Annotated in this window: 17 protein-coding genes; 14 read left to right on the top strand and 3 right to left on the bottom strand. The window is 49.7% G+C overall.

What is annotated here, in order from left to right:
• Positions 1-11: 11 nt before the first annotated feature.
• Positions 12-428 (top strand): RidA family protein, encoded by a 417-nt coding sequence (locus K7P01_RS27660; RefSeq protein ID WP_267297843.1) that lies wholly within the window; start codon positions 12-14, stop codon positions 426-428.
• Here the strand turns inward: K7P01_RS27660 and K7P01_RS27655 are convergent.
• Entirely contained in the window at positions 417-815 is a 399-nt protein-coding gene (locus K7P01_RS27655; RefSeq protein ID WP_267297842.1) for a hypothetical protein, read from the bottom strand. The genes K7P01_RS27660 and K7P01_RS27655 overlap by 12 nt on opposite strands.
• A gap of 130 nt (positions 816-945) precedes the next feature.
• Between K7P01_RS27655 and K7P01_RS27650 the strand changes: the two genes are divergently transcribed.
• The 3 genes from K7P01_RS27650 (at position 946) to K7P01_RS27640 (ending at position 5,159) form a co-directional block, all read left to right on the top strand.
• Entirely contained in the window at positions 946-1,530 is a 585-nt protein-coding gene (locus K7P01_RS27650) for an acyl carrier protein phosphodiesterase (protein WP_267297841.1), read from the top strand.
• 65 nt (positions 1,531-1,595) lie between these two features.
• Positions 1,596-1,955 (top strand): hypothetical protein, encoded by a 360-nt coding sequence (locus tag K7P01_RS27645; RefSeq protein ID WP_254086500.1) that lies wholly within the window; start codon positions 1,596-1,598, stop codon positions 1,953-1,955.
• Between the two features lie 3 nt (positions 1,956-1,958).
• Complete coding sequence (locus K7P01_RS27640) at positions 1,959-5,159, top strand: ligand-binding sensor domain-containing protein (RefSeq protein ID WP_267297840.1); 3,201 nt, start codon at positions 1,959-1,961, stop codon at positions 5,157-5,159.
• Here K7P01_RS27640 and thiL read toward each other — a convergent pair.
• Entirely contained in the window at positions 5,156-6,193 is a 1,038-nt protein-coding gene (gene thiL / locus K7P01_RS27635) for a thiamine-phosphate kinase (RefSeq protein ID WP_267297839.1), read from the bottom strand. The genes K7P01_RS27640 and thiL overlap by 4 nt on opposite strands.
• 130 nt (positions 6,194-6,323) lie before the next feature.
• Here thiL and K7P01_RS27630 point away from each other — a divergent pair, with 130 nt between their 5' ends.
• Positions 6,324-6,485, top strand: a complete 162-nt coding sequence (locus K7P01_RS27630; protein WP_267297838.1) for a hypothetical protein — start codon at positions 6,324-6,326, stop codon at positions 6,483-6,485.
• On the opposite strand, the gene mce is transcribed toward K7P01_RS27630, so the two are convergent.
• Positions 6,463-6,879: a methylmalonyl-CoA epimerase gene (mce, locus tag K7P01_RS27625; protein WP_267297837.1), complete on the bottom strand. Its 417-nt coding sequence runs from the start codon at positions 6,877-6,879 to the stop codon at positions 6,463-6,465. The genes K7P01_RS27630 and mce overlap by 23 nt on opposite strands.
• Before the next feature lie 139 nt (positions 6,880-7,018).
• On the opposite strand from mce, the gene K7P01_RS27620 reads away from it, so the two are divergent.
• The 9 genes from K7P01_RS27620 to K7P01_RS27580 all read left to right on the top strand — a co-directional run bounded on the left by K7P01_RS27620 (position 7,019) and on the right by K7P01_RS27580 (position 18,297).
• Entirely contained in the window at positions 7,019-7,345 is a 327-nt protein-coding gene (locus tag K7P01_RS27620) for a HesB/IscA family protein (protein WP_267297836.1), read from the top strand.
• Between the two features lie 241 nt (positions 7,346-7,586).
• A complete protein-coding gene (locus tag K7P01_RS27615) occupies positions 7,587-7,916 on the top strand; it encodes a thioredoxin domain-containing protein (protein ID WP_267297835.1) in 330 nt (109 codons plus the stop codon).
• A gap of 141 nt (positions 7,917-8,057) precedes the next feature.
• Complete coding sequence (lepA, locus tag K7P01_RS27610) at positions 8,058-9,842, top strand: translation elongation factor 4 (protein WP_267297834.1); 1,785 nt, start codon at positions 8,058-8,060, stop codon at positions 9,840-9,842.
• A gap of 15 nt (positions 9,843-9,857) precedes the next feature.
• Complete coding sequence (locus K7P01_RS27605) at positions 9,858-10,745, top strand: bifunctional 5,10-methylenetetrahydrofolate dehydrogenase/5,10-methenyltetrahydrofolate cyclohydrolase (RefSeq protein WP_267297833.1); 888 nt, start codon at positions 9,858-9,860, stop codon at positions 10,743-10,745.
• An 85-nt stretch (positions 10,746-10,830) separates the two neighbouring features.
• A complete protein-coding gene (locus K7P01_RS27600) occupies positions 10,831-11,412 on the top strand; it encodes a 7-carboxy-7-deazaguanine synthase QueE (RefSeq protein WP_267298126.1) in 582 nt (193 codons plus the stop codon).
• Between the two features lie 7 nt (positions 11,413-11,419).
• Positions 11,420-12,394, top strand: a complete 975-nt coding sequence (locus K7P01_RS27595) for an aminodeoxychorismate synthase component I (RefSeq protein WP_267297832.1) — start codon at positions 11,420-11,422, stop codon at positions 12,392-12,394.
• Entirely contained in the window at positions 12,378-12,974 is a 597-nt protein-coding gene (locus tag K7P01_RS27590) for an aminotransferase class IV (RefSeq protein WP_267297831.1), read from the top strand. Before K7P01_RS27595 ends, K7P01_RS27590 begins: the two co-directional genes overlap by 17 nt.
• Before the next feature lie 8 nt (positions 12,975-12,982).
• Complete coding sequence (locus tag K7P01_RS27585; RefSeq protein WP_267297830.1) at positions 12,983-14,911, top strand: OmpA family protein; 1,929 nt, start codon at positions 12,983-12,985, stop codon at positions 14,909-14,911.
• 218 nt (positions 14,912-15,129) lie between these two features.
• Positions 15,130-18,297 (top strand): SusC/RagA family TonB-linked outer membrane protein, encoded by a 3,168-nt coding sequence (locus K7P01_RS27580; protein ID WP_267297829.1) that lies wholly within the window; start codon positions 15,130-15,132, stop codon positions 18,295-18,297.
• Positions 18,298-18,300: the final 3 nt, after the last annotated feature.

Raw genomic sequence — 18,300 nt, 5'->3', positions numbered from 1 at the left:
CAATAGAAATTATGCTTTTTTCAGATAAGGCACCCAAGCCGGTCGGCGCATATCCACACGCAAGACAGGTTGGCAATTTACTTTTTTTATCCGGCGTGGGCCCGAGAAAGCGCGATGCAAAAGAAATTCCCGGTGTTACGGTGGATGCAGCAGGAAAAATTGTACAATACGACATCGAGACGCAGTGTCACGCTGTCTTTGAAAACGTACGCTATATTTTGGAAGCATCCGGAGCCCGCTGGGAGAACCTGGTCGATGTAACCGTCTTCCTCACCAACATGAAAGACGACTTCCAGACATTTAACCGGATCTACGCCGAGTACTTCAAAGAGAATCAACCGTGTCGCACCACGGTGGAGGTAAATGCCCTACCAACCCCCATCGCAGTTGAGCTCAAATGCATTGCCGTGGTGGGATCAGGACACTAAGTGCTTTTTCGTGAGCTCTTTCAGAGCGGCCGTTTCTTCAGCGGACATGGGAGTGGCCTTCACATGCAGCAACAGGTCGAACATCACCTGTTGATCGTATCCTAATGATGCCGCAATCTTGGAGCAAAACATCATCTCCTCCTTGTACATGCGTTCGTCAATTTTCATGAGCTGAACCAAACTGAAGATATAGTTGAACTTCTCGTCGTCCGTAAGATCTTGAGGAACAATCAGCTCATGGTAGGCATCAAAAAGAGGTTCGACCTCATCGGGATAAAAACCGTTGGCCCGGCCAATGTTGATGATGTAAAACTGTTCGCGTTCAGCCACGCGGCCATCGATCTGTGCAAGGCTGATCAATAGCTTCATTTGTGCAAGTGGTGCCATAGAGAGAAGTCCGTATTGTCGGGCTGGGGCAAAATTAACCACAATAAGCAATTATGTCCAAAAGTCGTCGTCGGAACAGCCAGTGAGCATAAAAACATCATATTTAAGCGGGGAATCGTAATTTACGGACATGAATTTTTTGGCGCACCTCTATTTATCGGGCAACAGTCCGAAAATCATGGCAGGCAACTTTATGGGAGACTTTGTCAAAGGACGCGCCTCGCTTGATAAGCTCGATCCCGAAATCGTACGAGGTGTAGAGCTGCATCGCGCCATAGACCACTTCACAGACCATCATCCCGTCGTCTCACAAAGCAAAAATCGCCTTCGACCCACCTACAGGCACTACGCCGGCGTAATTGTGGACGTATTTTATGATCATTACCTGGCGCGAAAATGGTCTAAGTATCACGACATATCGCTGGAAGACTTTGCCGCACACGTCTACGCCACCATGCAGGAGCTCCAACACCTGTTGCCGGAGAGCCTTCAGCAAATGCTGCCCTATATGATTCGCGGCAATTGGCTGGTAGGCTATTCTTACACAGAAGGCATACAGCGCGCCCTCACCGGTATGTCCCGGCGAACGACGCACGTTTCCCGCATGGATGAAGCCGTCAATGACCTGCGCAAGTACGATAAAGAATTTGAACAGGAGTTCGAAGCATTCTTTCCCGACCTGCAACATCACGCCCAGGCATTTTTGGCACGTTAGAATAGCGCAAGACATTGTTTTTGAGCGAATGAAATAGTTTTTTTACCGTGACTTTCACTATAGCTATGCAGAACGATCCCGAATTGAACGGAAAATACCTGGGCACCATCTCACAGGATTTTGTTAAAGTAGCCGATGCATTGAAAGAAGCATCTTACCAGATCCGTAAGGCGGGCTTCGACTACCCTGTTTTTGTATTGTGCAAAGATGTACAACCTATCGGACAGTTACTGTTCGATCAGCGCCAGCAGAGCACAGCGTGGAACTACTTTGCATCCTTCCTGGATGAATTTTTGCAACGAGGATTGGTCGCAGATCGCGAAGACTTTGAAAAGGCCTACAAAGACCCCGATGAATTTTGCTGCTTGTTCGTAGTGGACGAACAGTTTACGAACTTTTTATTTATTCCCTACCCCGAGGACTAATACATGCAGCATACCGGAAATTTAGTTATACGTCAAACGCTCCACAGTCGACTTCCGGTATGGGTATTGTTTCTGTTTTCCCTCCACGCCGTTGCCCAGGTTACGCCCGACGACATTCCCTTCGAACATGTATCTGTTCCGGGCAGCATTCGCTCTTCTTACGCTGTAGACATACTGCAAGATCCGGGTGGACTATTGTGGCTTGGGACGGCTAGCGGCTTGTTCCGCTTTGATGGCTACAACTTCACCGCTTTTGACTATGTCGAGCCCGACTCCGTACATATGGCCAGCCGCCAGATAACGTCCCTCCTGTGGGACGTGCAGGGCAAGCGCCTTTTGGTTGGAACGCGTCAGCATGGCTTGTTGATGTACTCAAACGTGCGTGACAGGCTGGTAACACTTGTCCGCTCAAAAGAAGTCGAGCTCAACGATCTGGCGCAAACACGTGATGGTATGATTTGGGCAGCCTCCGGAACCGCTGGCCTGTACCGTGTGGCAAAAGACACTCTGATATATTGTGATACCCACGATTCCGATCCCGGAGTATCGGCCTTATTAGCCCACGAAAACAAAATTTTTGCGGGAGGCAAACAGTGCGTCACAGTCATGGAAAACGGAGTATTCCAATACACCATTCCCTTGCAGAAGGATGGATACACGTTTGCATCCAAGACACGCGTCACGGCCCTCATGATAGATCACCGCAACCGACTGTGGGCCGGTACAGACCTGGAGGGAGTAGTGGTGATTGATCTGGCTACACGCAAAGTCGTAGAACATTTCTCCGCCAACGAAGAACCCTTCACCGGTCGCATCAATAGTTTCATGCAGGATGACCAAAAGTTGATCTGGATACTGACCAAAACATCCGGAACCATATTATACAATTCCGATACCCAAAAAATGGTAGAATTGATACGGGATCCAACAAACCAATACTCCATTAGTGGGAACAATTGTGCATCCATTTTTCAAGACCGGTCCGGAATCATTTGGATCGGCTCGAATGGCGACTTGAACAAATATGATCGGGATAAACGTAAATTCATGCACTATGAATTTAATCCCCATAATCCGCATTCGCTTAGCGACAATATCATCCGTGGCATATATGTAGATCCGACCGATCGTATCTGGGCGGCGAGCGAAGGCGGCTATATCAACATCGTAGATCAGGCAACACACAAAGCTCAACGCGTAAAAATCACAGTACCGGGTTTTGATGATATCGTGGTTCCCTATGCCTTTGCGCCCAAAAGCGAAACGGAAATGTTCGTGGGATCGTCCGCGGGAATGCTTTTGTTTAATACACGGTCTCAACAGATATCGGTGTATAGCGCCCTGGCGCAATACACCGACGGGAAACGCGTACGGCAGCTAATGCGCAGCGGGCAGAAGCTATACGCGCTTGTGGCAGGCAATGTGTTGGTCTACGATTTACAAAGTGGTGCGGTCGAAGAATGGAAAGACTTCAGGGGCCGCGCAACCTTTTTGTATGAAGACAACGAAGGTCGTATCTGGGTCAGTACACCGGATTACCTATGGCACCGTGACAAAGGTGCCGGCGTTCTGACGCGACAGCAGTTTTCTGCTGATACAGTAAAACAAATGCCCTTGCTCATCCAACAGGTAGGGCATACATTGATCGTAACGGTATACGAATCTGGTATATATATACTGGATGTGGGCGCTGATGGCCGGTTCACTGTAAGAAAACACCTTACGACGAGAAGCGGCTTGCCCGATAATACGGTGTACGCCGCCCTGGAAGATAAACGTGGTAACCTCTGGCTAAGCTCCAACCAGGGGATCATCCGCTATGCACACAGCGATAGCACGTTCACCAGCTTCGATACATCAGAAGGAGTACAGGATGAGGAGTTTAATCGTCTGGCATTTGCACGCACCAATAGCGGAAAATTAGTCTTCGGTGGAATCAATGGGCTAAACGTATTTGACCCCGAACGCTTCTCCATTAAAAGACATACTGTCACCCCTGTTCTTTTTGGCCTAACGACCTACACAGCCGAGTCTGCATCAAACACACGTGACTACTATACACTCTTCGATCAAAAAGAGTTAAAACTGAAACATATCCAGAATTTTTTCACCATCACCTTCGGTACAGCCGATTTTCATACCCCGGTTCGTCACACGTACCAGTACAAGCTGGAGCACATCGACAAAAACTGGATCGACGCGGGGCAGCACAATTTTGCTAATTACACGGAACTAGAACCCGGCGAATATATATTCCGTGTCAAAGTCACCGGTACGGGTGGGGCAGACACGGAAGCATCTGTTAAAATCTATATCATTCCGCCCTTCTATAAGACATGGTGGTTTAACGTGCTGGCGTTCGTGGCCGCCGGCGTAATTGTACTCGGCGTGATACAAGGTCGTGTACAGCAAGACAAACTGGATCGACACCGCCTGGAAGGCCTGTTAACGATGCGTACGGGAGAGATCGAACGCTCGCGTGAAGAGCTGAAAGCCCTGAACCAGAAAAAAGACCTCATCTTCTCTATCCTCTCGCATGATCTGCGCTCACCCTTGACAACGTTAAAAGGCTTCCTGGGGATTCTCATTGAAGATGCCGGTGTACTGTCTCGGGAGGATATAAAAAAGTATGCGTTGACAATTCGCAATTCGGTCACCAACTCACTCGACCTTATCGATAATACCCTTTTCTGGTCACTTTCTCAGATGGGTAATATCACCTACAGCCCTACCCGCGTGCCGGTAAACACGATTGTAGAAAAGATCATGGGGTTGTACCAGCTGACCGTACAAAAAAAGAAGATCGAGCTCACGTATAAAGCCGAGGAGGCGTTGGTCGTATATGTTGACGAAAATATGTTCTATGTCACTCTGCGGAACCTGGTGTCAAACGCTATCAAGTATACTCCTGAAGGGAAAGCCATTCGTGTAACCTGTGTACGCAAAGGAAACATGGCCGAAGTCGTGGTTCACGACGAAGGCGTTGGCATGAGCGCCGAATACCTCAGCAAAGTGTTATCGATGAAACAACCAATCCTGAAAAAGGGAACACTCAACGAAAAGGGCACCGGCCTCGGATTGTTGTTATGTAAGGAGTTCATCGCGTTAAATAACGGTACCTTTGATGTCTTCAGCGAAGAAGGCATAGGCACCACCATCCGGTCAGCGTTTCCCCTCGCGGAAGAAAGCGCCCTGCAACGTTAAGATGCAAAGTGATTCCATCCCTGCGCTTGCAACGGTACGATGGTGCCTTGTTTGCTGATCATCAAATGCTGGTCGGCCTTGTCGTGCACATAACCGATCATATGAATGTCCGGATGGTTTTTGATCTTCTCCTGATCCGCCTGCGAGATTGTAAACAACAGCTCGTAATCTTCACCGCCGTTCAATGCACATGTGATAGGATCTAGATTGAACTCGACCGCCGTATTAAAGGTGACCTGGTCTATTGGAATTTTGTCCTCGAAGATCCGAACGCCTACCCCGGAGTTTTTACCAATATGGAGAAGCTCAGAGGCCAATCCGTCCGAAACATCGATCATCGAAGTCGGCAGGACACCAGCTTCTGCCAAATCGGAAACAACATCGGTGCGTGCTTCGGGTTTAAGTTGACGGCCAACGATATATTCAAACGAATCCAATGCAGGCTGCATATTCGGATCCGATAGAAACACTTGCTTCTCGCGCTCAAGGACTTGAAGGCCTATAAACGCGCCGCCCAGGTCGCCCGTTACGCAGATGATATCATGGGGCTTTGCACCACTGCGATATACTACCTTGTCTTTCTTCACACGACCCGTCACCGAAATAGATATGACCAACCCTGACGGAGAAGCAGTCGTGTCGCCACCGATGAGATCAACGCCATAATTTTCACACGCCGCATGAATACCCTTATACAAGGCATCGACAGCTTCCACTGAAAAACGGTTTGTCAACGCAAGACTCACCGTGATCTGCTCAGCTTTACCGTTCATCGCGGCAATGTCCGATACGTTGACTGCCACAGCCTTATATCCCAGGTGGATCAACGGCATATACGCCAGGTCAAAGTGAATGCCCTCCACCAACATGTCGGTAGACAATAACAGGTAATCATCCTGCCCAGCCGACAGCACGGCAGCATCGTCGCCGATGCCCTTGATGGAAGAAGTGTTCTTTAGGGAAAAACCCCGACTGATATGGTCGATCAGCCCGAACTCTCCAAGCTGGCTGATTTCTGATCTCGTCTCGCTCATAAATAAAATAAGGCAGATGCTGCTTCACCGGGAGAACAGCCCTTTCATCCTGCAAAAGTAAGATTATGCTCGAATATGAGCGATTTACTTCCTAATATCGTAGTAACTATGCCCCTGAAAGGAGACCACGATGAAGAAGATGATTGCGATGTTGGTTGTAATAGTAATGGTGATTGGCGCCTGCGCCTCGTCCAAACCCTATTACAAGACCAAAAAAGGGAAGAAGAAACAGAAGTATTATAACGACATCCAGTTTGGCGGAAAAAGCGCTAGTCAGATGAAGCGTCCTTAATCTCCTGGCAAAGCTCCACCAGCACCCCCTGTGTCGTTTTAGGATGTAAAAAGCAGATACGCTTGTTGTCTGCTCCATTTTTAGGTTGCGGATTGATCGGCTCAAACCCCTTCGCCTGGTAATCTTTTACACTTTTTTCCAGGTCTGCTACCTCAAAGGCCAGGTGATGGATGCCTTCGCCACGCTTCTCTATGAACCTGGCAATAGGCGAATCTGGCCGTGTAGCCTCCAGCAGCTCAATTTTCACCCCACTCACGTCAAAAAAAGCCGTGCGAACGCCTTCGGATGCCACTTCTTCCACCTTGTAATGCGCCTTTCCCAAAAGAGCAGCAAAAAGTGTATTCGCCTGCTGCATGTCCTTAACCGCAATACCGATGTGCTCAAGTTTTTCCATAATGTGTTAGCTTTGTAGTCAAAGATGAGCCTTTTGCCAGAATTAAACAGCGCGAAAGCTTGTGTATTGGAGGCAAGAAGGGAACATTAATAGCCTGCGGGCAGTTATAATACAACAAACGACAACGTTCATTCCTACAATGATACAGGTAACGGATAAAGCAAAAGAAAGAATTGCCGCTTTGCGGGTCGAAGAGGGCAGAACAGAAGAACATAACATTCGCGTTTCCGTGAAGGGCGGCGGGTGCTCAGGACTGATGTACGACCTCGGATTCGATAACCAAATCAATCCTGCCGACCAGGTTTTCGAAGACAAGGGCGTGAAAATTCTCGTCGATAAAAAAAGCCTGCTGTACCTCTTAGGCACCGTACTGGATTTTACAGATGGCCTGAACGGAAAAGGCTTTCAATTCATCAATCCCAATGCCAGCCGTACGTGTGGTTGCGGTGAAAGCTTTTCGGTTTGACCCGCTATTGGCGCAACCGGCTCGCAGGGTATTTTCCGAATATGGCGCTCCTCTGTTGGCTGGCCATGGTCAGTTGGCAGACAGCCGCCGCACAGCAAAAAACTTTACAGGAGGCCCCTACGCAAGGCTCTACTGACAGCCTCACGGTATGGGTATTTCTCGCCGTTGACTGTCCCATCAGCCAAAAATACATAAGTGAGCTTCGCCGCATAGATGCGTCTACGCTACGCATAAGCCCCGCGTGCGAGGTATCATACCGGGAAAGGTTAATCCAAACGAAGTAAAAACGTTTGTGGACGAGTACGCCATTAAATTTCCGGTATCGATCGACCGCGATTTCACCGACGTACGACGGTTCCATGCCACCATTACGCCCGAAGCCATTCTCGTAGGTCGCCAGGGCCAGATCCTCTACCAGGGGGCTATCGACAACTGGTTTTTTGATCTAGGCAAATACCGCCAACGAGTAACAAAACATTATTTGCAGGACGCCATTGACGAGGCCCTGCAAGGCAAAACACCCGCCGTTCGAAAAACGGAGGCGGTTGGCTGCATTATTCAGACGCCATAGGCGAAAGCGGAATACCTCGAAGACAACGAAAATCGCGATGTAGAAGGCTCTAAAGATCGCTTTCAGCCTGCAAATTCCCTCGGGTTAATCCAGTAATAATTCCTACTTTTGCATTCCTAAATTTTTGAGGAACAGACGGGTATGGAAAACATCCGCAATTTTTGCATAATTGCCCACATCGACCACGGCAAAAGCACGCTGGCGGACAGGCTCCTGGAATTCACAGGAACCCTCAATGAACGGCAAATGGAAGCACAGGTCCTCGACAACATGGACCTGGAGAAGGAAAAAGGCATCACCATTAAAGCACACGCCATCCAGATGAAGTACAAACTGGATGGTCAGGAATACATTCTCAACCTCATTGACACCCCCGGACACGTCGACTTCTCCTACGAAGTATCGCGTTCAATTGCCGCTTGCGAGGGAGCACTCCTCATCGTAGACGCCAGCCAGGGCATCGAAGCGCAAACTATCTCCAACCTTTACCTGGCGTTGGAACACGACCTGGAGATCATCCCGGTCCTGAACAAGATCGATCTTCCACACGCCATGCCGGACGAAGTGACCGACGAAATCGTCGAGCTGATTGGCTGTAAACGGGAAGATGTTATTCGCGCCAGCGCCAAAGAAGGAAAAGGCATCGAAGAGATCCTGCAGGCAGTAGTAAAACGTGTCAAGGCCCCTAAGGGCGATCCTAAGGCCCCGCTGCAGGCCATGATCTTTGACTCCGTTTTTAACTCGTTTCGAGGTATCGAGATTTATTTCCGTGTGATCAATGGCACTGTTCGCAAAGGCGACAGAATTACGTTTGTAAACACCGGGCAGCAATATTTTGCGGAAGAGATCGGTGTATTGAAGCTTGACAAACAACCCCGCGCGGAGATCAGTGCAGGGAATGTAGGGTATATGATCTCTGGTATTAAAGTTGCCAGTGAAGTGCACGTAGGCGATACCATCACACACCCTGACAGGCCGGGCGAATCACTCAAAGGTTTCGAACAGGTAAAGCCCATGGTATTCGCCGGCATCTATCCGGTCGACACGACGGAATTTGAAGAGCTCCGTGCCTCGATGGAAAAGCTCCAGCTCAACGATGCCTCACTGGTGTGGGAATTGGAGACCTCCGCGGCCCTCGGCTTTGGATTCCGTTGCGGCTTCCTTGGCATGCTGCACATGGAAATCATCCAGGAGCGATTGGAGCGTGAGTTCAACATGACGGTGATCACTACCGTACCCTCGGTGCAGTTCAAAGCTTTCCTGACAGATGGCGAGGAGCTAAGCGTCAACGCGCCCTCGGAAATGCCCGATCCGACCAGAATAAACTATCTCGAAGAGCCATATATCAAAGCACAGATCATTTCCAAATCCGAATACATCGGGCCGATCATCAGCCTTTGTATGGATAAGCGTGGCGTCATCAAAAACCAAAACTACCTCACGACCGACCGCGTGGAGATGTCGTTTGAGATGCCACTATCCGAAATAGTATTTGACTTCTTCGATAAGCTAAAATCAATTTCCCGCGGATATGCTTCCCTGGACTATCAACTCATTGGCTTCCGCGAGTCCGACATGGTGAAGCTCGACGTGATGCTCAACGGCGAAAAAGTCGATGCGCTCAGTGCCATCGTTCACCGCGCCAAGTCCCAGGATTGGGGGCGCAAGCTTTGTGAAAAACTCCGCGAGCTCATCCCGCGTCAGATGTTCGACATTGCCATCCAGGCGGCCATCGGTCAGAAGATTGTTGCCCGCGAAAATCTGAGTGCTATCCGCAAAAACGTACTCGCGAAATGTTACGGTGGTGATATCTCCCGTAAACGTAAACTGTTGGACAAGCAGAAGAAAGGTAAAAAACGCATGCGCCAGATTGGCTCTGTAGAAGTGCCACAGGAAGCATTTATGGCGATCCTGAAAATTGAATAATATTTTAAGCAGGGAATGACAGAAGCAATGACGTATACATTGATCGACGGTAGAAAAATATCGACCGATATCAAAAATGAGATCTCACAAAAAGTAGCCGAGCGAAAAGCCCTGGGACGGAAGATTCCCCACCTGGCCATCATTCTCGTCGGCGACGACGGCGCCAGCCAGACCTACGTAGACAACAAAGTGAAGTCTTGCAAGTCGGTGGGGTTCCATTATACCATGATGCGATTTGCCGACACTATCTCGGAAGAGAAATTGCTCAAACATATCGATCACGTCAACAACGACGACGACGTCGACGGCTTCATTGTACAGCTGCCCCTGCCACCGCATATTTCCGTAGAAAAAATTACCGAGAAGATTCGCTCCGACAAAGACGTGGATGGATTTACCAACCACAACTTCGGTAGTATCATATCGAAAAATCCGCTACTGATGCCGGCCACACCGTTCGGTGTAATGGAATTGCTGCGTCGCTATAACATCGATACGGAAGGTAAACACGCCGTAGTAGTTGGCGCAAGCCGCATTGCGGGCGCACCGCTGAGCATGATGCTCGCCGAACAAGGCCGTGCGACGGTAACCATCTGCCACAAATTCACAAAAGACCTGGGTAGCTATACCCGTTCGGCTGATATCCTGCTCGTCGCTGTAGGCAAGCCAGGACTGATCACGGCCGACATGGTAAAAGAAGGCGCTGTTGTCATTGACATCGGCACCACCCGTGTAGAAGGTCCGCAATATCCGAAAGGATGGGCCATTCAAGGTGACGTAGACTTCAACGCGGTAGCCCCCAAGGCATCCTATATCACTCCGACACCGGGTGGGGTAGGACCGATGACCATCGCTTCGTTGCTGCTCAATACCCTGCGGGCTACTGAACTGCAACATCCCTAAAGTTGTTTAGACGCACAAGGGCTTGTACAGCCCATGAGACACCGTGAAAACTGCACAAGCTATAGCACCGCTGTCACTTCCCCTGATGGAAGATTTTTATACCATTCAGGGCGAAGGGCACTATCAGGGCCATGCGGCCTATTTCATCCGCCTGGGCGGATGCGATGTAGGATGTGTGTGGTGTGACGTAAAAGAATCGTGGGATGCCAGCCTGCACCCATCCGTTGCCATAACGGAGATGGTAGACCGCGCCACGGCAGCAGGAGGGAAGATCGTCGTGATAACCGGCGGCGAACCGGTCATGCACGACCTTGCACCCCTCACCGCAGCGTTGCAACAAGCGGGCTTGCGTACCCACATTGAAACGTCGGGTGTATATCCGCTTACCGGCACCTGGAACTGGGTATGTTTCTCGCCCAAAAAATTTAAGAACCCACACGAGTCGATCTTTGAAAAAGCAGATGAATTGAAGATCGTGGTATACAATAAAAGCGACTTTGCCTGGGCCGAAGAGCTTGCAAAAAAAGTAAGCTCGTCGTGTCAGCTCTTTCTGCAACCAGAATGGTCAAAAGAAAAAGAAATACTCCCGTTAATTATTGACTACGTCAAGGCCAACCCGCAATGGCAGGTATCGCTTCAGGTACACAAATACATGAATATACCGTAAGACACCGATGACCATTACCGACTTTGTCGATACAATGAATGCATGGGGGCAACAAAAGGTCCCTTTTTTATTTGTAATCGACTTTGAAATGGAAAAGCCTTTCATTGCCCGGCTGGCAGACCTGCCGGGGTCGGAAATATGGTTTGATGTTAATGGTTATACTAACACTTACAATACGGCACGCGCCAGCACACCCATTGAGCCTTTACGCGTAACACCGCACGACCGGCAGGAGTACATCCGGAAATTCGCGCACGTATTTGAAAGGTTGGGATACGGTGATTCGTTTTTGACCAACCTTACCGTTAAGACCCACGTAACATCCAGCAACTCCCTTCAAACATTGTTTCACGCCAGCCGGGCACGGTATAAATTGCTGTTCCGAAACGAGTTCCTGGTTTTCTCACCCGAGATCTTCGTACAGATCCGCGACGGCAAAATATACTCCTATCCCATGAAGGGCACCATCGACGCCGCGGTGCCGAACGCAGCCCAACGCATCCTGGACGATGAAAAGGAACGGGCCGAGCATACGACAATAGTCGATCTGATTCGCAACGACCTGAGCCAGGTGGCCACACGCGTAACAGTAAACCGGTTCCGCTACCTTGACGAGATTCGCACCAGCCACAAGAACCTGTTACAGGTAAGCTCTGAGATCATCGGCGAGCTACCGGATGACTACCGGTCGCGACTGGGCAGCATCTTGGTCACGCTGTTGCCGGCAGGGTCCGTGAGCGGCGCACCCAAAGTGAAGACGTTGGAAATCATTCGCCAGGCAGAAGGGGAGAAACGTGGTTATTATACAGGAATATTTGGTTATTTTAATGGACAGCAACTGGACAGTGGTGTGATGATCCGTTTTCTCGAAAACCAGGACGGAACATACTACTACCGGAGCGGTGGTGGCATCACCACCCAAAGCCAGGTCGACGCAGAATACCAGGAAACAATCGATAAAGTCTATGTCCCTCTTACTTGAAACGATTAAGCTACTCGACGGCAACTTCCTGAACCTCTCCCGCCACGAACAACGCATGAACCGTGCGCTGAAAACATTGTGTGGTGCCGAAGACCATGTGGAGCTGGAGCCTATGCTGAACACCATGGCACGTCCCGAGCAGGGGCTATATAAATGCAGAATTGTATACGACGACGTCAGCCGCGAAATTGAATTTGTACCCTATACCTATCGCCCGGTGCAAAGCCTGCGCGTAGTAGAGCACGATCGCATAAACTATGAATTTAAATACACCAACCGAAAGCTGTTAGATCAGTTGTTTGCCCTGCGCAAAGATTGTGACGATATCCTGATCGTGAAGCGTGGTTACGTAACCGATTCATCCTATGCGAACGTAGCGTTCCGTCGCAAAAATCGATGGGTGACGCCCTGGTCCGCATTGCTTAAAGGAACACAGCGGCAAAAGCTTATTGAGCAAAACATTCTACAAGAAGAAGATATACGCCTGGAGGACATTCGGTCGTTTGATGCCTGCAAGCTCATCAATGCCATGCTGGAATTTGATGCGCCTGAAATTGACGTATCCAACATAGTTTTTTAGCTTTAAGCATGCTTAGACTTCTGTTCCTGCTCTCACTTGTACTGTTGTCCACCGGTTATGTATCCGCGCAGGTTCAGCTGAGCACCAAATCCAAGAAAGCCATCGACTTGTATACACAAGCCGATAACTTTCGCGTGCGCCGTCAGTTCAATACCGCCATCGACATGTTGCGGCAAGCCATTGAAAAAGACGAGGAATTTGTAGAAGCCTACTATCGCCTGGGCCTGGTCTATGCCGACATGAAAAATACCACAGAGGCAATCCGATATTACGAACAGGGACTATCACGCACAACCGATGTCAACAAACAAAAGGTATTCTGGTTCGACCTGGGCGAAGCATACTTTGCCTCCGGCAACTATGAAAAATCCGTCGTGATGCTGGACCAGTATCTTAAAAAGGAGACTCAGAACAGATCTCGTTTGGGCCGGGCGGCCCATCTGCTGAAGAGTGCAGAGTTTGCACTGCAGAATCAAAAAGACGTAGCCCCATACAAACAGAAAGCTTTAAGCGACACCGTAAACTGTTTCGCCATGCAGTACTTCCCCGTACTGACAGCGGACCAACAGCAGCTGATCTTCACCCGGCGCATAACAAACGACCCGAATGCAGACGAAGATCTGGTGGTATCAAAAAAAGACGCGCAAGGCCGATGGACCACACCCCAGTCTATATCTAAAAATATTAATACCCAGTTAAACGAAGGCACCAGTACAATTTCCGCCGACGGCCGCAAGCTGATCTTTACCGCGTGTGTGGGCCGTCCCGACATCATCGGCAGCTGCGACCTGTACGAAAGTCGCAAGATCGGCAACGACTGGACAAAGCCCATCAACCTGGGGGCCAGCGTAAACAGTACAGCGTGGGAGTCACAACCGTCTCTCTCGGCCGATGGCCGTACATTATACTTTGTCTCCGATCGCCGCGCAGGCATGGGACGCCGCGACATTTGGATGTCGACGCTCGACGATCACGACCGGTGGACCAAGGCCGTGAACGTCGGCAAGCCCGTGAACTCAGCCTTTGACGAGATCTCACCCTTCATCCATGCAAACAACCAAACGCTATTTTATGCGTCCAACGGTCTGCCCGGCTTCGGCGGTTATGATGTTTTCTTTGTAGAAAAGGACTCCAAGGGTTGGACGAGCCCCTTGAATATTGGGGCTCCCATTAACACTCACGAAGACCAGTTCTCATTATTCGTTACTGCCGATGGTAAGAAAGGATACTACTCCCACGAGGAAACCACTGGTCCAGGCACCTCCCGTAGCCGGATCTTTGAACTGGAATTTCCCGAAGGCACGCGCCTGAACAAAAAGAGCAACTATGTACGAGGTATCGTACGCGACAAACAAAATCGGCAGCCCCTGGCGGCCCGGGTGGAGCTGGTAAACCTGTCGAGCAACCAGGTGGTAGCCCTGGTAACATCAGACTCCATTTCTGGCGAATATCTAATGGTGCTGCCGGAAGGAGCCGATTATGCACTTTATGTTAACAAAACGACGTATCTGTTTAAAAGCTTACACTTTAATTACGCGGGACCGGTGGAGCTGCGACCGGTAGAGATTGATGTAGACCTGGAAAGGGCAGCAATAGGCTCTGGCGTCGTCCTGAACAACATTTTCTTTGATGTAGACCGATACGAGCTCAAGCAACAGTCTATTCCCGAACTGGAAAAGATCTTGCGGTTCCTGAACGAAAACCCGACCCTGAAAATTGAAATAAGCGGCCATACCGATAACTCCGGCGCCGCCGCGCACAACCGCCAGCTTTCGGAAAAACGGGCCCTGTCCGTATATAGCTACCTTCTATCGAAAGGAATTGCCAAAACCCGGCTCATTCCAAAAGGGTATGGTCCCGACAAACCCATTGCCTCAAACGACTCCGAAAACGGCCGCCAGCTAAACCGCCGGATCGAATTTACTATTGTTCGGTAGCCAGGCATTCTACCCCATCCTTAAACAAACGATTTAAAGGTGTTTAAACGCGCTTTTTTAGGCTAACATGCACTAGCACAAACGTTTCCTATAACCTTTTTTGGGGGATTTTTTTAGGCATTACCTACTAAATTTTGAGGGAGTACCCTTTTATGGGTTATTATTTTGTTATAAGTTTGAAGTGCATATTTAATTTTCATTAACCTAAACTTAGCAGTATGAAGAGAATTCTACTCGTATGCTTAACAGCGGTGTTTGCACTCGCCAGCAGCGCAGTGTGGGCACAGGAGCGAACGGTCACGGGCCGTGTCACCTCCGCCGAAGATGGTTCCGGTCTTCCGGGGGTAAACGTTGTATTGAAGGGTACTACCAACGGTACAGTAACGGATGCAAACGGATCTTACACCCTGAAGGTACCCGCTGAAGGCGGTATCCTGATGATTACTTTCATTGGTTTGACGACTCAGGAAATTGAGATCGGAAGCCGTAGCACAGTAGACGTGCCGATGGCCGCGGATACCAAACAACTTACAGAAGTTGTTGTAACGGCTTTCGGTATTGAAAAGGACAAAAAGTCCCTGGGGTATGCCGTACAAGATGTATCGGGTAGCGCACTTACCACCGCACGTGAATCAAACATCGTAAACTCCCTCTCGGGACGTGTAGCCGGTGTTCAGGTTACTAACGGTTCAGGTAGCGTCGGCTCTTCCTCTCGTATCGTGTTGCGCGGTGCATCTTCCCTGACGGGCAACAACCAACCCCTGTTCGTGGTGGATGGTATTCCGATCAACAACAACAACTACGCAACCGGCATTGGTAATACCGTAGTAAATGGTAACGGTGGCGCTGACCGTCAGAACGGTGCAGCCGATATCAACCCCGATGACGTAGAGTCTGTAACGGTACTCCCTGGTCCGAATGCTGCCGCGCTTTACGGCTCACGGGCTTCGAACGGTGTAATCCTTATTACAACCAAAAGTGGCCGTGGTTCAAAAGGTCTCGGTATCTCAGTGAACTCCTCCGCTACATTTGAGAAGCCCCTTCGTCTACCTTCGTATCAAAACTCGTACGGTGGTGGCTATAACAACAAATACTACAACTGGCACGACGGTACTACCGATAGCGGTGGTGAGGATGAAAGCTGGGGTCCCGCACTGGACAAAGGTCTTGAATTCGTACAATGGGATTCGTTCGACGGCCAGCCTCGTCCCTGGGTTTCGCACCCAGACAACATCAAGGACTTTTTCGAAACAGGTAAGACATTCCAGAATAACATCGCCCTCTCCGGCGGTAACGAAAAGGCTGACTTCCGTCTCTCGTTGAGCAATTTCGATCAGAAGGGTATCATCCCAAACAACGATTTTAAGAAAAATACCATTGCTATTAGCAGCGGCTTGAACGTCACCGACAAGTTTCGCGCAGAAGTAAGTGTGAACTATATCAAGTCTAAAAGCGACAACACCACGGGTGGAGGTTATGACAACAACAACCCGATGCAGCAGTTCACCTGGTTTCAACGCAACGTAGACGTTCAGAAACTGAAAGATTATGCCAATCTGCCACTGGCTCCTGAAGGTACCAGCGCGGCAGGAACGCCGATCAACTGGAATACCAACTTCAACAACAACCCGTACTGGGTGCTGTATAACAACACACAGGGTTTCGACAAAGACCGTATCATCGGTAACGTGCGTCTGTCCTACGAGTTTACAGATTGGTTGTCATTGTCGGTGAGAACCGGTACTGACTTCTTCACTGATCTGGCCGTTAGCAAACGTGCACATGGTTCTAATGACTACCCGAATGGTAACTACCAGGAGGTTGACCGTACCTGGTACGAAGTTAACTCCGACTTCTTGCTGACATTCAATAAAGAAGTCATGACCGACCTCAAAGTTGTGGCCAGTGTGGGCGGTAACAATATGCGTCAGGTGCATGACCGTACTATCGCCGAAGCTCCTGAGCTGGAAATCCCCGGCGTATACAACCTCGACAACTCCCGCGTAGCGGTAGACGTCGAGACATTCGCTGAGCAAAAAGAGATCCACAGCTTGTATGGTAACGTTGAATTGAGCTTCCGTGATTACCTCTTCCTGACCGTAACAGGCCGGAACGACTGGTCAAGCACGCTGCCGAAAAATAACAACTCATACTTCTATCCTTCCTTCTCGTTGAGTGCCGACGTAACGTCGATCCTCGGCCTGCAATCAGAAGTGCTGAGCTACGCAAAAATACGTGGTGGCTGGGCGCAAGTAGGTGCCGATACGGATCCCTACAAGCTCGTGAACGTTTACTCGTTCTTCGATCCTTGGGGCGGTTCACTGATCACGCCTACAGTAGGCAATACCCTGCTGAACCCGAACCTGAAGCCTGAGATCAGCTCTTCTTACGAATTGGGTACGGAATTAGGGCTGTTCGGTAACGCTGTAAACTTGACGTTTACATACTATAACAAGACATCTACCGATCAGATCGTACCGGTGAGCATTTCCGGAGCTTCTGGTTATACTTCCTTCCAGGTTAACGCCGGGGAGATGACAAACAAAGGCATCGAACTGCAAGTGTCGGGTTCTCCGATAAAAACGTCGACGGGCTTCACATGGGATGTATCAGCAAACTTTACCCGAAACAGAAACGAAGTAGTGAAACTGGCTCCTGGCCTGGAAGCACTGCAGCTGAGCTCTTATTGGAACTCACAGATCATAGCACAACGCGGCCAGCCGTACGGTGTAATCTATGGTACCGATTACCTGCGTGATCCGCAAGGCAACATCGTTCACGTAAACGGTGTGCCGCAACGCGATCCTAGCGGTAACAAGACGCTGGGTGACGCAAACCCCGATTGGCTGGCAGGCTTGAACAACACGTTCTCCTACAAAGGCCTTTCTTTGAACGTACTGGTTGACGCGAAGATTGGCGGTGAAGTTTACTCCATGACCAACGCATGGGGCCGCTATTCAGGTATCCTCGAAGAAACCCTGATAGGTCGTGAAACCGGTATCATCGGTAAAGGTGTGAAACAAGCTGGCACCGACGAAAATGGTGACCCGATCTATGTCCCGAATGACGTTAGCGTACCTGCTATGACCTACAACCATGCTGCCTTCGGTAATACCGTAGTAGCAGGTTCTGTGTTCGATGCTTCGTACGTAAAACTGCGCCAGGTGTCACTGGGCTATACACTACCCGCTTCGCTGCTGACCAAGACTCCGTTCAAGAAAGTTACTTTCTCGATTATCGGACGTAACCTGGCGCTGCTGTACACGAAAGTGCCACACATTGATCCTGAAACCGGCTTCACCAACAGCAACGGTAACCTGGGTCTTGAGCACGCTCAGACTCCCAGCACCAGAAGCATGGGCTTTAACTTAAACTTTACGCTGTAAAAT

It is taken from the genome of Parachryseolinea silvisoli, assembly GCF_021190955.1.
Classification (GTDB): domain Bacteria; phylum Bacteroidota; class Bacteroidia; order Cytophagales; family Cyclobacteriaceae; genus Ohtaekwangia; species Ohtaekwangia silvisoli.
This window is presented reverse-complemented; position numbering and strand designations above follow the sequence as displayed.

Bases quoted from the DNA above. Each gene is read 5' to 3' on its own strand.
- K7P01_RS27660 (WP_267297843.1), top strand. From the start codon at position 12: ATGCTTTTTTCAGATAAGGCACCCAAGCCGGTCGGCGCATATCCACAC.
- K7P01_RS27655 (WP_267297842.1), bottom strand. From the start codon at position 815: ATGGCACCACTTGCACAAATGAAGCTATTGATCAGCCTTGCACAGATC.
- K7P01_RS27650 (WP_267297841.1), top strand. From the start codon at position 946: ATGAATTTTTTGGCGCACCTCTATTTATCGGGCAACAGTCCGAAAATC.
- K7P01_RS27645 (WP_254086500.1), top strand. From the start codon at position 1,596: ATGCAGAACGATCCCGAATTGAACGGAAAATACCTGGGCACCATCTCA.
- K7P01_RS27640 (WP_267297840.1), top strand. From the start codon at position 1,959: ATGCAGCATACCGGAAATTTAGTTATACGTCAAACGCTCCACAGTCGA.
- thiL (WP_267297839.1), bottom strand. From the start codon at position 6,193: ATGAGCGAGACGAGATCAGAAATCAGCCAGCTTGGAGAGTTCGGGCTG.
- K7P01_RS27630 (WP_267297838.1), top strand. From the start codon at position 6,324: ATGAAGAAGATGATTGCGATGTTGGTTGTAATAGTAATGGTGATTGGC.
- mce (WP_267297837.1), bottom strand. From the start codon at position 6,879: ATGGAAAAACTTGAGCACATCGGTATTGCGGTTAAGGACATGCAGCAG.
- K7P01_RS27620 (WP_267297836.1), top strand. From the start codon at position 7,019: ATGATACAGGTAACGGATAAAGCAAAAGAAAGAATTGCCGCTTTGCGG.
- lepA (WP_267297834.1), top strand. From the start codon at position 8,058: ATGGAAAACATCCGCAATTTTTGCATAATTGCCCACATCGACCACGGC.
- K7P01_RS27605 (WP_267297833.1), top strand. From the start codon at position 9,858: ATGACAGAAGCAATGACGTATACATTGATCGACGGTAGAAAAATATCG.
- K7P01_RS27600 (WP_267298126.1), top strand. From the start codon at position 10,831: ATGGAAGATTTTTATACCATTCAGGGCGAAGGGCACTATCAGGGCCAT.
- K7P01_RS27595 (WP_267297832.1), top strand. From the start codon at position 11,420: ATGACCATTACCGACTTTGTCGATACAATGAATGCATGGGGGCAACAA.
- K7P01_RS27590 (WP_267297831.1), top strand. From the start codon at position 12,378: ATGTCCCTCTTACTTGAAACGATTAAGCTACTCGACGGCAACTTCCTG.
- K7P01_RS27585 (WP_267297830.1), top strand. From the start codon at position 12,983: ATGCTTAGACTTCTGTTCCTGCTCTCACTTGTACTGTTGTCCACCGGT.
- K7P01_RS27580 (WP_267297829.1), top strand. From the start codon at position 15,130: ATGAAGAGAATTCTACTCGTATGCTTAACAGCGGTGTTTGCACTCGCC.